Here is a 14,369-nt window from a genome sequence, read left to right on the forward strand (position 1 = left end):
CGTGACCTCTCAACGGGAAAAACCCTTGCCCGCTCCACTCATCGAAATGCGCGGCATCACCAAGAGCTTCGGCGCCGTCAATGCGAACGAGGCCGTTGATCTCAGCGTTGCACCGGGCGAGATCCTCGGGCTGCTGGGCGAGAACGGCGCTGGCAAGACGACGCTGATGAACGTGCTGTTCGGTGCCTATGCGCCGGACGCCGGCGAGATCCTCATCAAGGGCGAGCCGGTGCGGATCACCAGTTCGGCCGACGCGCTGGCCGCCGGCATCGGCATGGTGCACCAGCATTTTCACTTGGCGCCGAGGTTGACGGTGCTGGAGAACCTGCTCATCGGCATTCCCGGCAAATCGGGACGGATCGACCGCGCCGGCGGTCTGGCCCGTCTCGTCGAGATCGGCCGCCAGCATGGGCTGACGCTCGATCCCGACCTGCCGGTTTCGGCGCTGTCGGTCGGCGAGCAGCAGCGGCTCGAGATCGTCAAGGCGCTGTTTCGCGGCGCCAGGCTGTTGATCCTCGACGAGCCGACGGCGGTGCTGGCGCCGACGGAAGTCGACGGGCTGTTTTCGGCATTGCGCTCGATGGCGGCGCAGGGGCTCGGCATCATCTTCATCTCGCACAAGCTCAACGAGGTGCGGGCGCTGACGCATCGCTGCACGGTGTTGCGGCTTGGCCGCGTTGCCGGCCGCGTCGACGACCCGGCCAACACGACATCGGCCGCAATGGCGCAACTGATGTGCGGCCACGAGATCGTGCCGCCGGCGAGGGGGCCATCATCGCCCGGCGCTGCGGTGCTGACGCTCGACGGCATTTCCACATCGCGGCATTCGGGCACGGCGCTGCGCGACGTATCGCTTGCCGTCCGCGCCGGCGAGATCCTCGGCATTGCCGGCGTGTCGGGCAATGGCCAGCGGGCGCTGGCGGAGGTCATCTCCGGCGTGCGCGCGCCCGATGCCGGCCAGATGACGATCGCCGGCCAAAACGTGTCACGGTTCTCGCCGCGCGAGGTGCAGGCGCTTGGTCTCGGCCGCATTCCGGAAGACCGCATGACCACCGGTCTGGTCACCAACCTGCCGCTCGCCGATTCGATGGTGCTACCGCGCATCGGCACCGCGGCGTTCAGCAGCAGAGGCCTGCTCAACCCGGATGCGATCCGCGGCTTCGCCGAGGCGCAGATCAAGGCCTATGATATCAGGTGTCCCGGGCCGATGACCCGCGCCGGCGCGCTGTCCGGCGGCAATCTGCAGAAGGCGCTGCTGGCGCGCGAGCTGGCCTTCGATCCGAAGGTGCTGATCGTCTCGCAGCCGACACGCGGCCTCGACATCGGTGCCGCCCGTTTCATCCACGAAAAATTCCTCGACATGCGGGCCAAGGGCTGCGGCATCATCGTCATTGGCGAGGATCTCGAAGAACTGCTGGTGCTCTGCGACCGCATCGCGGTGATGTATGAGGGCCGCATCGTCGGGACACTCGACAGCGCCGATGCGACGATCGCGCGGCTTGGCCTAATGATGACCGGGGCGGAGGGCCAGAGCTGATGTTCCGCCTGGAAGTCCGCACCTCGACGCCCGCCTGGTTCAACTTGGCACTGCCGCTGCTGGCGATCGGCGCCACGCTCGTGCTGTGCAGCGGCCTGATCGCGCTGGCCGGCGCCGGCGTCCTCGAAGCCTATGGCGTGATGTTCACGGCCTCGCTCGGCGACAGCTATGCGATCACCGAAACGATGGTCCGCGCCGCGCCGATGATCTTCACCGGCCTGGCGGTGGCCGTCGCCTTCCGGGCCAAATTCTGGAACATCGGCGCCGAGGGCCAGTTGCTGGCGGGCGCGGTGGCCAGCTGCTTTGTCGGCGCCATCCCGATGCCGGGGCCGCTGGCCATGGTCTTGATGGCGTTGGCCGGTGCCGCGGCCGGTGCGGCCGTTGCCCTCGTCCCGGCGACGCTGCGGGTGAAATTCAAGGTCGATGATGTGGTGAGCTCGCTGCTGCTCAACTCGGTCATCTACTACGCGCTGATGGCGCTGATCGAAGGGCCGTGGAAGGATACGTTCAGCGGCTATCCGATCTCGCCGCCGATCGAGGATTCGGCCAATTTCCCGGTGCTGCTCGAAGGCACGCGGCTGCATCTCGGCGTCGTCGTGGCGCTGATCGCGGCACCTTTGATCTGGTTCCTGATCGTGCGCACCACGTTCGGCTTCAGGATCAGGGTCACTGGCGAAAACCCCGAAGCGGCGCGCTATGGCGGCATCAACGTCGAGCGGGTGTTGATCTCGACCGCGTTGCTGTCCGGCGCCCTGGCCGGACTGGCAGGGGTCGGCGAGGTTGGCGGCGTGCATTTCCAGGTGATGAGCGACATCTCGCCGGGCTACGGCTATTCGGGCATCGTCGTCGCCATGCTGGCGCGGCTCAATCCGCTCGGCGTGGTGCCGGCGGCGATCTTCCTTGCCGCCGTGATGACCGGCGCCGAGGCGATGTCGCGCGCGACCGGCGTGCCGGCCTTCCTCAGCGACGTCATCCAGGGCACCGCCTTGCTTGCCATGCTGGTGGCGCTGCTGTTCACCGCCTACCGCATCCGCCGCGTCGGAGCCGCCCAATGAGCGCGGTGTTCGAACAAATCTTCCAGGTTGGCTTCCTCGCCGCCATCATCCGCATCGCCACGCCGCTGGCGTTTGCGACGCTCGGCGAAATGTTCTCCGAGCGCTCCGGCGTGCTCAATCTCGGCATCGAGGGCATCATGCTGCTCTCTGCGATGACCGGCTTCACCGCCACCAGCCTCAGCGGCAGCCTGTGGCTCGGCGTGCTGGTGGCGGTGTTGACTGGCATGCTGATGGGCGCGCTGCATGCGCTGTTCACGGTGGTGCTCGGCCTCAGCCAGCATGTCTGCGGCATTGGCGTGACGCTGTTCTCATCGGGCCTCGCCTATTTCCTCTACCGGCTGATCTTCGGCCAGCAATCCGTGCCGCCCAACATCAAGGGGTTCGAGACGCTGCCGATCCCGGTCCTGTCAGATATTCCGGTGCTCGGGCAGGCGGTGTTCAACCAGTTCTCGCTGGTCTACATGGCGATGCTGGCCATTCCGCTCGCCGCTTTCGTGCTCTACCGCACGCCATGGGGCCTGTCGGTGCGCATGGTCGGCGAAAACCCGCGCGCCGCCGATTCCGCCGGCGTCAGCGTCATAGCCACGCGCTTCCAGGCGGTCATCCTTGGTGGCGCGCTGATGGGGCTGGCCGGCGCCTTCCTGTCGATGGCGCAGTTCAACGCCTTCACCTTCGGCGTCGTCTCCGGGCGCGGCTGGGTGGCGATCGCGCTGGTCGTGTTCGGCCGCTGGGATCCGTGGCGCTCGGCGGGCGCGGCCCTTCTGTTCGCCTTTGTCGATGCCTTGCAACTGCGCATGCAGGCAAGCGGGCTCGGGCACATCCCCTACGAAGCGTTCCTGATGCTGCCCTTCATCTTCACCATCGTCGCCATGGCGGTGATGTCGCGCAACGCGGTGGCGCCATCGGCGCTGCTCAAGCCGTTTCGTCGCGAGGAAAGGTAGACGAGTAGGACTTGGTGTCCTTTCCTCTCCCCCGATCGACGGGGGAGGAAAGGCGCGCCAAGCTGTCCCTGGTATGAAGAACGGGACCGTGGGACGCCTCACATGGCGGTAAAACCGTTATCCACGAACAGATGCGCGCCGTTGACGAAGCTGGCCTCGTCGCTGGCCAGGTAAAGCGCTGCCTTGGCCACCTCTTCGGGCTCGCCGATGCGGCCCTGCTGCGCGGCAAGGGCGGCGTCGGAGACATCGACGCCGAGCCGGCCGAGATCGGCGACCTCGCGCAGGCCGTGCGGCGTGCGGATGAAGCCGGGGCAGACGGCATTGCAGCGGATGTTGCGGTCGCGGAACTCGACGGCGATGGCGCGGGCGAACATGTGGCAGGCGCCCTTGGTGGTGTCGTAGAGCACTTCCATCGGCGTCGCCGCCACTGCCGAGATCGACGAGGTGCAGACGATCGAGCCGCCGCCCGCCGCAATCATGCCGGGCAGCACCGCGCGCGTCATCAGGAACATCGAGCGGACATTGACGGCATGCAGCCAGTCCCATTCCTGAACGGTGGTTTCCAGGAACGGTTTGATGACGATGGTGCCGGCATGGTTGAACAGCACCGTGACCGGGCCGAGTTTTTCCGTCGCGCCCTTTACGGCCGCCTCGACCTGCGCTTCGTCGGACACGTCGGCGACAAAATGCTCGGCAACATGGCCGCGCGCGCGGATCGCCGCCGCGGTGGCGGCGGCCGCCTCGCCGTTGCGGTCGATGATCGCCACCTTGGCGCCTTCCGCGGCAAACAGCTCCGAGGCCGCCCCGCCCATACCCGTCGCGCCACCCGAAATGATGGCGACCTTGCCGGCCAGTCTTGTGCCCATTTTCCCACTCCCCTGTCTGACGATTTTCGTTTGCTGGTTTGGCGATTCTATCGCGCGCGCACCGGGCGGCCAATGCACCAAGTGGGGGCAATGAGAACAAGGGTTCAGACCCATTCAGCCGCGCAGGGAGACCATGGAGATGCCATGTCGATCTGCGGCCAAGGTGAGCCTCTCAGCAAACAGGAACTAATTTTAGGCGCTATGAGAGAAAAATATTCTGCCTTTGGCTCGAAAATAGCACTCGACAAAGTCTACAAGTTTTATAGATTAAGCGGCGAGACGGAGGTCGATATGTCCTATATCCAGAACGCTCAGACTGACAGCAACGGCCAGCGGCTGGCCAATGCCCAGACTTTTCGCCCGGCCTATGCCGGAGCTTTCGCCTATCTCGTCTTTGCCCTTGCGTTCGTGTTCACCGGGGCAGTTGTCCTGGGCCTTATTCCCTGAGTCGTCGGATCGACCAGGGCTAGCTGCCCGCCGCTTCCAGTCAATCGGAGTTGAATGAACCGAATCCTCGGTGCGCTTTTGCGCGCCTAACGCGACGGAGGAGATGGCAATGCCGATCGAGTTCACGCATGTTCCCGGTAAAACACACCCTGCCGACACCATGGCTCCGTTCTTCTATGATTTCGCCGAGACCGCGACCAAGCTTGGCCTGATCGAGGACGGCGGCTTCCGCAAGATCGTCGTCGACGATTCGGCCGGGCTGCTGACCAACATGGATCTTGCCGCCCAGGTGCTAGATCGCACCTCGTCGCTCGAAGTCGTGCTCACCCACTGGGCGGGCGTGGTCGAACCGACGGTGGCGGCGCGCCAGCTGGCATCGATCGACAGGAAAAGCGGCGGACGTCTGGCGCTCAGGATGATCAGCGAGCCGTTGAGCGACGACGATGCCGAGACGCGGCCGGTCGGGCATACGGTCGTCTGGCAGCGCATCGACGAATATCTGGTGCTGCTGAAGCGGCTGTGGTCGAACGACCGTCCCTTCGACCACGAAGGCGCGTTCTACAGCATCAAGGGTGGCTATGTGCCCCGCAAGGGTCCTCACGGCGCCGACCTGACCATCCGCGTGGGCGGGCAATCCGGAACGGCGCTCAAGGTGGCCGGCCGGCATGCCGATGTCTTTGAACTGGCGCCAGGCTCGATCGACGAGGTTCGGCAGTTGATGGAGCGGGTGCGTGGCGCCGCCGCCGAACACGGCCGGGCGAGCAGGCTGCGCTTTGCGCTTCCGGTTAGGATTCACCAGGGTGTTTCCACCACCGGCCACAAGGCGGTCGACGTTTCCGGGCCGCCGGCCCAGGTCGCCCTGTCGCTGCTTGCCTATGCCGGGCTCGGGATTGATGAATTCATGATTGCCGGCGTCGACACGCCGCGCGAGATCGCGACAGTCGGCCGGGAAACGATCGCGTTGTTGCGCAACTCCCTGGCGCGTCGCGAAACCGACGAATTCCAGCCCGGAGCGTTTGCCTCTCGCACGAGGCCGGAGATGCGTGCAGCGGGTTGATAGGTGCCGTGGCGGCCCTTGAACTAGCCTGTCGCGTCGCTCAGCCGCGACAGGGCGTCGATGACGGCGGTGGAATCAGCCAGCGCGCCGAAGACGCCATCCTCGATCGTCACCATGTGAAGCGCGGCTTCGTGCGCCTGCCTGTCGCCACTGGCGCAGGCATCCGAGATCGTCAGGCACTGAAAATTGCGGTCGCAGGCCTCGCGCAGCGTGGTGTGGACGCAGACATCCGTCGTGCATCCTGAAAACAACAGATGCGTGATGCCTTGCGCGCGCAGGACAAGCTCGAGATCCGTATAGGTGAAGGCGCTGTTGCAGGTCTTGTCGACGATGATGTCCTGCGGCGCGACGTCGATCTCTGGAACGATCTGAAAACCCGGGCCGGAGCGCAGCAGGATTTCGGTGCCTTCGAGACCGGCGCGCTTGCGGCGCCATTTCTCGTAAGGCGTCATGTCGGCCATATCGGCCCTGTAGCCTTGCCTTGTGTGGATGATCGTCAGGCCGGCCCCGCGGGCGGCGGCGATCAGCCGGCTCACCGTCGGCAGGATCGCCCTTAGCGGCGACGGATCATAGCCCTGCCTGGCGAAGTAGCCCGTCGTCGACAGGAAATCCTGCTGCAGGTCGATGACGATCAGCGCGGTGTTTTCCGCAACAAGCCTGCCGTCATAGGGGAAGTCGAAGGGCCTCGCCTTGATCATCCGTGGTCTCTCCTCATCGATTGTGAGGTCCATCCTGACCGGCGAAGTTGCAGCCGTCCAGCCGTGCGACAGCCCTGACACGAAGAAGCGAGATGCCGGGCGTCGGCTAGCCGGCGGGCAGACGCCACCGGCACGTCACGACGATTTGTTGACTGTTGAAGTCTTCTTCAATGTTGACTAGCAATGTCATGTTTTATAGTCAACCGGGCACTGGCTCGCCGAAGCCCGGATCTGGAAATGCGGGCGGCCGCACTGGAGAGAAGCTGTTGTCGAGAAATGGTCTGTTGGCGGCGTTGGCCGCATCCGTGATCCTGTCGGCCGGCGGTGCGGCCGCCCAGGAGCAATCGGGGGCTGCCGCCCCGGCGATCGAGGCACCCACCGCACCCGCTGCTGCACCGGCAGGTGCCCCGCCAGCAGCGGCGGCGCCCGTGCAACAGCAGCCAGGCATCCAGCCGGTCGCCAGTTCGCCAGTCGAGGCAGGACCGTCGACGGCGATGGAATTGACCCTGCCGCATGATCTGTCGCCGTGGGGCATGTTCATGGCGGCCGATATCATCGTCAAGGCAGTGATGATCGGCCTGGCCTTTGCCTCCCTCGTCACCTGGACGATATGGCTGGCGAAATCGCTGGAGATCTTCGGCGGCAAGCTGCGCATCCGTCGCGCCGTCCGGGCGATCGGCGATGCCGCGACGCTGAAGCAGGCCAGCCGAGCGCTCGACCGCAGCGGCGGCGCCGGCGCGCTTCTGGTGCGGGCGGCCGAGGAGGAGGCCGCGCTTTCGGCCGGCGCGCTCGACCATGTCAGCGGTGACGGGCTGAAGGAACGGGTCACCTCGCGCCTGTCGCGCATCGAGGCGGCGGCGTCGCGGCGTATGTCGCGTGGCACGGGCGTGCTGGCGACTATTGGCTCGACCGCGCCCTTTGTCGGCCTGTTCGGCACCGTCTGGGGCATTATGAACGCGTTCATCGGCATATCGCAGGCGCAGACCACCAATCTCGCCGTGGTCGCTCCCGGTATCGCCGAAGCCTTGCTGGCCACCGCCATGGGCCTCGTCGCGGCGATACCGGCCGTCGTCATCTACAACGTCTTCGCGCGCTCCATAGCCGGCTACCGGCAGATCCTCGCCGACGCGTCGGCGGGCGTCGAACGGCTGGTCAGCCGCGATCTTGATTTCCGCGCCGTCGCGCCGGCGACGGCAGCGGGATGATGGCGGCGCGGAAGCGGAGCAACGCCATGGCAGGCAGAATCGGACAGACCATGGACGACGATCTCGAGGAGAGCCACGAGATCAACGTCACTCCGTTCATCGACGTCATCCTGGTGCTGCTGATCATCTTCATGGTCGCCGCGCCGCTGGCGACGGTGGATGTCAATGTCGATCTGCCGGGCTCGACCGCAACGCCCGCGCCGCGACCCGAGACGCCGCTGTTCCTGACGTTGAAGGAAGATCTGACGCTGGCGATCGGCAACGATGCCGTGCTACGCCCGGCCTTCGCCGCCACGCTGGACAGCAGAACCAGGGGAGACAAGCAGACGCGCATCTTCCTGCGCGCCGACAGGGCGGTCGGCTACGGCGACCTGATGCAAGTGATGAACCTGCTGCGCGGCGCCGGCTATCTGAAGATCGCGCTGGTCGGCCTGGAGACATTGCCCGCGGCCGATGCCCCGGTCGCCACGGGAGCGGCGTCGCCATGACGCCATCGGCTGCCTTGCCCACGGTGGAGCTTTCGCGTTTCGGTTGGCGCGATATTGGCTTGTGGGCGGGTGCGGCCATGCTGGTCCTTGGAGCCCATGTCGCGGTTGCCTATGCCGTGCAGAGCTTCAGCCTGATCGACGAAGCGGATGGCGGCCCGCCACCGGCCCAGGTGATCGAGATGGCGCCGATGGCGGCAATGCCGGCCGTGGAAGAACAGATGGCCGCGCTGGACGCTGTGACGCCTGACCAGACCGAGCCGGAGCCGGCACCGCAAAAGCCGATGGAGCAGATGCAGCCGGTTGTCGAACAGCCGGAAGCGGTTCCGCCCGACGAGACCGAACCCGCCCAAACCGAAATGGCTGAACAGGCCGACCAGACGCCGCTGGAGGAGGTCGTCCCCGATATTGTCGAGACCGTCGCACCCGAGGTGGTCATCCCGCTGCCGCAGGCGAAACCGGTCGAAGCGCCCAGGGAAAAGAAACCGGTTGAAGCCAAGGCGAAAAAGCCTGTCGAGAAGCCCAGGCCGCGGCCAAAAAAGGAGAAGGCGGCGCCGCCGGAGACGGCAACCGTCGCCAGTGCCGACGCAAGGCCGGCGGCCAAGACAGCCGCGCCGAAGTCGGCCGAGGCGGCTTCGCGATCGGGCGTGAACCCCGCCAGATGGAACTCCAGCCTGGCAGCCTGGATCAGACGGCACACGCGCTATCCGAGCGCGGCGAGGGCCCGACGCGTGGAGGGTGACGTGAGGGTCACATTCACGATCGATTCCTCCGGGCGCGTATTGTCCGCCCGGATGGTTGGTTCTTCCGGCGACCCCGATCTAGACCGTGCGGCGCTCGCCGTGCTCCAGGGCGCCACGGTGCCGGCCCCACCGGCGGAACTCGGTTCCCGCGTCAGCCGTACGGCGCCCTTCGTGTTCAGCCTGCGCAATTAGGGCCAGAGCAGGATCCCGAGGGTCGGGTCGTCGGCACCGTTGATGTCCATGGTCCGCATCATGAAGTCAAAATGGGCATCAAAGGCGTCCTCCGCGCCCAGAAACTGTCGGCCTGGCAGGTATCGGTCATTGCCATCGAGATAAGTTGGCGGGCCGCGACCCGCGGGCATCCGGCGACTTCGGCCGCCCGGCGATGCGTGCGTTCCCCTGTCGCGGAGGGCCGAAAAACGATTGTTCCGCTGACGGTGGACGCCTTCGCGCCGAACCAGTCCCGACGGGTTCTTGATCCAAATCAAGCAGCTAACCGATCGGGACGATATCAGTCATGGCAAGTGACTTGCGATGTTCCGCCGATCCCCGGGATAATGTTGAATGCGCATCGCGATCCTGTCCGACATTCATGCCAATCGCGAGGCCTTCGACGCGGTGCTGGAGGCTGTCCACAAGCGTGAACCAGACCAACTGGTCTTGCTGGGTGATCTGGTCGGCTATGGGCCTGATCCCGTCCATGTGGTCGAGAAGGCCGCCGATCTGGTGGCCCAGGGGGCGCTTTGCGTTCTCGGCAATCACGATGAGGCGGTGGTTCTGAACCGGAGTGATATGACCGAAAATGCGCGGTTCGCCGTCCAGTGGACCCGCGAACGCCTCGCTCCGGCGCATTTCGATTTCCTGGCGCGATTGCCGCTTTCGCGGCAGTCCGAAGACCGGCTGTATGTGCACGCCAGCGCGGAGCGGCCGGCAAAATGGCTTTACATACGCGACGTCGACGCAGCGGAACGCTGCCTGTCGTCAAGCGATGCCCGGTTCATTTTCTGCGGCCACACCCACGTTCCGGCCGTCTACTACGCGCTGTCGGGCCGCCGGCCGATCCATTTCCGGCCGCTGGATAATGTGGCGGTGCCTTTGTCCGCGCTGACACGGCATCTGGTGGTTGTCGGCGCGGTAGGCCAACCCCGCGATGGCAATCCGGCGGCGTGCTATGCTCTCGTCGACACGGAGCGGCACGAGGTCACGATGGTTCGTGTTCCCTATGATCACGAAGAGACGGCCCGCAAGATCCAGGCCGCCGGTCTGCCCGGGTGGCTTGGCATGCGTTTGAAGATCGGCCGCTGAGGAGGCGTATCCCATGCAACGGTTTGAGGCAGGGACAGTCATCGATGGTTTCGAGCTGGTCGAAAGGCTGCCCACCGGCGGCATGGCCTCGCTGTGGCGGGCGACCAACCCACGGTACGATTTCCCGCTGGTGCTGAAGATACCGTTTCTCGATCCGGGTGGGGATGTTTCCGTCATCCTCGGTTTCGAGGCGGAGGAGCTGATCCTGAAACGCCTCTCGGGACCGCATGTGCCGCGTTTCGCGGCATCCGGCAGTTTGGCGCAGGTCCCCTATATTGCCATGGAGTTCGTGGCCGGCACTGGCCTCGCCGATGTCGTGGGCAACGCGCCGCTGCACGGGGACGAGGTGGCAAGAATCGGAACCGAGATCGCGACAGCACTTGCCGCCCTGCACAGGCAGAAGGTCGTCCATCTCGATCTCAAGCCCGAGAACATCATCCTTGCCAAGCGCGGTGCGGTGCTGCTCGACTTCGGGCTCGCCCGGCACGCGGAGCTCCCCGATCTTCTCGGCGCCGAAAGCTCCGTGCCGATGGGCACCGCCGCCTATATTTCGCCCGAGCAGGTGCTCGGAGAGAGATCCGATCCCGCAAGTGACCTGTTCGCGCTGGGTGGTATTCTCTATCAGCTGGCTACGGGCGAAGAGCCGTTCGGGCGCCCGGCAACTTTCGCGGGCATGAAGCGCAGGCTCTACCATGCCCCCAGGCCGCCGCGAGACATCAACGAGGCCATTCCGCGGTGGCTGGAAGCCATCATCCTGAGATGCATGGAAGTGGACAGGTCTCGACGATACGTCGAGGCGGCACAGGTTCTGTCCGACCTGAGGAACCCCGACCAGGTGGTGGTTGTCAGACGCAAGCCCAAGGACGTGGGTGTATGGGCCGCGATCACGAAGCTGTTTTACAAGACGGATGACAGGTCGCTTGTCGGCAAGCCGACCATGTCGAGGACACAGGCCGGACCGTCAATTGTCCTTGCCGCGGTCGATCTAACCAATGGCAGCGATGCGCTGGCAGGCGAAGTTCTCAACGAGACCGCTCGTGTGCTTGCATCGCGCGAGGATTCCTGGCTGGCCTGTGTAACGGTCCTGAAGACCGAGATCATCGGCGAGGCGCCGGCGGCCGACGAAACGGGGCGCTCGGAGTATCTGAGGCGGCTCGTCGCACTGAAGGACTGGGCCCGTCCGCTGCACCTGCCGGAAGACCGCATCAGCTACCATGTCCTCGAAGCGGTCAGCCCCGCCGATGCGATCCTCAACTACGCCGAGCACAATGACGTCGGACACATCATCGTTGGAGCAAGGGCGTCCTCGGCAATTCGCCGTCACCTTGGCAGCGTCTCGACCAAAGTCGTGGCACAGGCCCTTTGCTCGGTTTCAGTGGTCCGCCTGAAGGCGGTCGAGGAACAGCGGCTGTACCGCAAAGGCCCCGAGCCTATAGCGACAGGGGAGCGGGAGAGCGCCGAACCAGATCAATGAAGACGGCGCCAAGGCAGCTGGGACGCCAAGAAAATCAGGGCGAAATCGACAGACGCCCTCCTCGGGCTTGGTCGTACGTCAACCCGTTCGTCTCATGCGGAAGCGCGTCGGGATAAAACTTCCTCATCCAGCAGCTCTTGAAGTCTCACTTTCGGCACAGGCCTCGAGAGCAGGAAGCCTTGAAGCTGGTCGCAGCCGAGCTCGCGCAGATAATCGCATTGGCTCTCGGTCTCAACGCCTTCGGCAGTGGTGCTAAGGCCAGTAGCGCGCGCCAGGTCGATAATCGCCTGAACGATTGCCTCGTCGCCATTCGAGCGGCCGAAGCCTTGCACGAAGCTCCGGTCGATCTTGATCCTGTCGACTTCCAGGGTCTGCAGGCGCCCCAATGACGAAAACCCGGTGCCAAAATCATCGAGAGCGAAGCGCACCCCGATGTGGCGCAGCGCCTCGATGTTATGCTTGCATTCGGTCCGGCGTTCCAAAAGTGCGCTTTCTGTTACTTCCAATTCGAGGCGCCGCGGATCCATTTGCGCCTCCAACAAGATGCCGGTCACTTTCATTGCGAAAGCCGGATTGTTCAGTTGCAAGGCCGATACGTTCACGGCCAGGGTGTCTATCTTCCAATTGGCCGCATCGCGGCACGCCTGCCGCAGGACCAGTTCGCCCAACTGATCGATCAACCCCGTTTCCTCGGCCAAGGGTATGAACAGGTCCGGGGGGACCCAGCCGCGATCCGCGTGGGACCAGCGGGCCAGCGCTTCGACGCCTATTATCTCCTTCGTATCGGCCGTATAGAGCGGCTGGTAGTGGACTTGGATTGCGCCAGGCACTTCCAGCGCCTTGCGCAGCTCCTGCTCGAGGCCCTTTCGCATCGCCAGCGTCTGGTCCATCTCCGGCACGAAGAAGGCGTAGCTGCTGCGACCCGCAGCCTTGGCGTGGTAGAGCGCCGTGTCGGCTTTCCTCACCAGTTCGACCTGATCCAACCCATCCTTGGGAGCAAATGCGCATCCGACACTCAAGCCAATAAAGACTTGCATCCCTGAGACTTCGAACGGCCGGCGGGCGGACTCGATTAGCCGGTCGCACAAAGCCTTGACATCATCTTCCCCTCCGACCGAGCGTCGGATGATGATGAACTCGTCGCCGCCCAGGCGGGCGACGGTGTCCGCTTCCGTGGTTAGCCGCCTCAGCCGATCGGCGAACTCTCTGAGCAACTCATCGCCCGCCGGATGGCCAAAACTGTCATTCACCTGCTTGAATCGGTCGAGGTCGAGGTAAAGAATGGCGAGCTGTTCGCCCGTCGAGGGTAGACGCATCAGGGCATCGGCCAGTCGTTCGTTGAACTGGCCGCGATTGGGCAAGGCCGTGAGCAGATCATTGTGTGCGAGATGAAAAATCCGGTCCTCGGATTCTCTCAACTTCAAACTCCGTCTGCGAAAGGCGATCAGGCCCAAAATGACGCCGCCCAAGACCAGCCCAAACAAAGTGATAAGAATAGGGGCCAGCTGGAAGAGCACAAAAGCTCCAGGGCGATATGGTTGCCACACAAAAAAACCGATAGTCGAACCAGACCTGCTATGGAGGGGATAAGATGTCTCGGCCGAGGATTGTAAATTTACCCAGGAGAATCGCGCACCATCCAGAAAATAGTCTTTTCTGAAGGAGGTGACGAGATTGCCATCGAGAAATCGGATCGCAACGTGCAGAAATTCCTCACCCTGTACCTGGGCGATGTTGCCGCTGTCGGACACGACCGGCTTTATGCTGACAATGGCAGGGTGGCCCGAGACGATGGCCAAGTCGGCAACCCCTATCGTGAGAACTTGCTCCGAGACGCCTTCGGTATCCCCCCGTTTGAGCCTCGCCCTGAGGTCCTCAACAAGGCGTCCGGTGGTTCCCTTTATGGAAGTGTAGCTGCCAGGGTCGGCCTTCGAACCGTCTATCGATGCGTAGACAGGCGCATCAGTTGGATCGAGAATGTAGATCTCGTCTTGACCGAAGTAGGTGTGCATCCAACTGCCTAGATTGATGTCGACCCACTTGTCGTCCCGTTTGCGCAGCGCCGTTACCGCGTCGTCCCAGACTGTAACGCTCTCCTGGTCATGTGCGACTCCGCTTTCCAGCTTGGATACAATCAGGGCAACCAGGCTTTGCTGCCGCGATACGGCAACGCTGTCGGTCTGAATCGTGGACCATAGCAGAAGCCCCGTGGTTGCGATTGCGATGAGTAGCGTTAACCCAATGATGGGCATAGCCATTCGCAGCAGAAAGAGCCGAAGGGTGGGTTCGTTCGAGTGTCGGGGCAGTTTCATGTGATATATCTAACTCTCAACGGCTTCCATACTCTTAACGTGACGGCGCTGAGAGCACGATTTGAAGCACACGCCTCCGACGCCATTGACGTGGAGGTTCATAGGATAAGCGGTCGGATCTTTTTGACGGGCCAAGCCGGCGCTCGCTGGGAATCGCGAAAGCGGCCAATGATGCCTAGCCTAACCCCGCCCCCGGTTCCCATATCGCAAAACGCGAGCGGCCCGTCTTTGGGAGGGCGGTTAT

At 64.1% G+C, this 14,369-nt stretch carries 13 protein-coding genes; 10 read left to right on the forward strand and 3 right to left on the reverse strand.

The window, feature by feature from the left end:
* Positions 1–25 precede the first annotated feature (25 nt).
* Genes AC56QP_RS19925 through AC56QP_RS19935 form a run of 3 tightly spaced genes read left to right on the forward strand, consistent with a single transcriptional unit; the run spans position 26 to position 3,533 of the window.
* A complete protein-coding gene (locus AC56QP_RS19925) occupies positions 26–1,537 on the forward strand; it encodes an ABC transporter ATP-binding protein (RefSeq protein ID WP_489858409.1) in 1,512 nt (503 codons plus the stop codon).
* Complete coding sequence (locus AC56QP_RS19930) at positions 1,537–2,592, forward strand: ABC transporter permease (RefSeq protein WP_489858408.1); 1,056 nt, start codon at positions 1,537–1,539, stop codon at positions 2,590–2,592. Before AC56QP_RS19925 ends, AC56QP_RS19930 begins: the two co-directional genes overlap by 1 nt.
* Positions 2,589–3,533 carry an ABC transporter permease gene (locus AC56QP_RS19935; RefSeq protein WP_489858407.1) on the forward strand — a complete coding sequence of 315 codons (945 nt, stop codon included), beginning with the start codon at positions 2,589–2,591 and terminating at the stop codon, positions 3,531–3,533. Before AC56QP_RS19930 ends, AC56QP_RS19935 begins: the two co-directional genes overlap by 4 nt.
* Before the next feature lie 98 nt (positions 3,534–3,631).
* Here the strand turns inward: AC56QP_RS19935 and AC56QP_RS19940 are convergent, their stop codons facing one another.
* Complete coding sequence (locus AC56QP_RS19940) at positions 3,632–4,399, reverse strand: SDR family NAD(P)-dependent oxidoreductase (RefSeq protein WP_421915666.1); 768 nt, start codon at positions 4,397–4,399, stop codon at positions 3,632–3,634.
* A gap of 144 nt (positions 4,400–4,543) precedes the next feature.
* On the opposite strand from AC56QP_RS19940, the gene AC56QP_RS19945 reads away from it, so the two are divergent.
* Positions 4,544–4,846 (forward strand): hypothetical protein, encoded by a 303-nt coding sequence (locus AC56QP_RS19945; RefSeq protein WP_489858406.1) that lies wholly within the window; start codon positions 4,544–4,546, stop codon positions 4,844–4,846.
* Between the two features lie 109 nt (positions 4,847–4,955).
* Positions 4,956–5,903, forward strand: a complete 948-nt coding sequence (locus AC56QP_RS19950; protein WP_489858405.1) for an LLM class flavin-dependent oxidoreductase — start codon at positions 4,956–4,958, stop codon at positions 5,901–5,903.
* Positions 5,904–5,926: 23 nt separating this feature from the next.
* Here AC56QP_RS19950 and AC56QP_RS19955 read toward each other — a convergent pair whose 3' ends face one another.
* The gene (locus tag AC56QP_RS19955; RefSeq protein ID WP_489858404.1) at positions 5,927–6,601 is read right to left on the reverse strand and encodes a cysteine hydrolase family protein; all 675 of its coding nucleotides are present in this window, start codon (positions 6,599–6,601) and stop codon (positions 5,927–5,929) included.
* A gap of 266 nt (positions 6,602–6,867) precedes the next feature.
* On the opposite strand from AC56QP_RS19955, the gene exbB reads away from it, so the two are divergent.
* From exbB to AC56QP_RS19980, 5 genes are all read left to right on the forward strand, one after another.
* Positions 6,868–7,806, forward strand: a complete 939-nt coding sequence (gene exbB / locus AC56QP_RS19960) for a tonB-system energizer ExbB (RefSeq protein ID WP_489858403.1) — start codon at positions 6,868–6,870, stop codon at positions 7,804–7,806.
* Between the two features lie 26 nt (positions 7,807–7,832).
* The gene (exbD, locus tag AC56QP_RS19965) at positions 7,833–8,294 is read left to right on the forward strand and encodes a TonB system transport protein ExbD (RefSeq protein ID WP_489858402.1); all 462 of its coding nucleotides are present in this window, start codon (positions 7,833–7,835) and stop codon (positions 8,292–8,294) included.
* Positions 8,291–9,226, forward strand: coding sequence for a TonB family protein (locus AC56QP_RS19970; RefSeq protein ID WP_489858401.1), 936 nt, complete (start codon positions 8,291–8,293; stop codon positions 9,224–9,226). Before exbD ends, AC56QP_RS19970 begins: the two co-directional genes overlap by 4 nt.
* Positions 9,227–9,598: 372 nt before the next feature.
* Positions 9,599–10,339: a metallophosphoesterase family protein gene (locus AC56QP_RS19975; protein ID WP_489858400.1), complete on the forward strand. Its 741-nt coding sequence runs from the start codon at positions 9,599–9,601 to the stop codon at positions 10,337–10,339.
* A gap of 13 nt (positions 10,340–10,352) precedes the next feature.
* Entirely contained in the window at positions 10,353–11,813 is a 1,461-nt protein-coding gene (locus AC56QP_RS19980) for a protein kinase domain-containing protein (protein ID WP_489858399.1), read from the forward strand.
* A gap of 92 nt (positions 11,814–11,905) precedes the next feature.
* On the opposite strand, the gene AC56QP_RS19985 is transcribed toward AC56QP_RS19980, so the two are convergent.
* Positions 11,906–14,125 (reverse strand): putative bifunctional diguanylate cyclase/phosphodiesterase, encoded by a 2,220-nt coding sequence (locus tag AC56QP_RS19985; RefSeq protein WP_497100399.1) that lies wholly within the window; start codon positions 14,123–14,125, stop codon positions 11,906–11,908.
* Positions 14,126–14,369: the final 244 nt, after the last annotated feature.

Source organism: Mesorhizobium sp. RCAM 05104 (genome assembly GCF_059683645.1).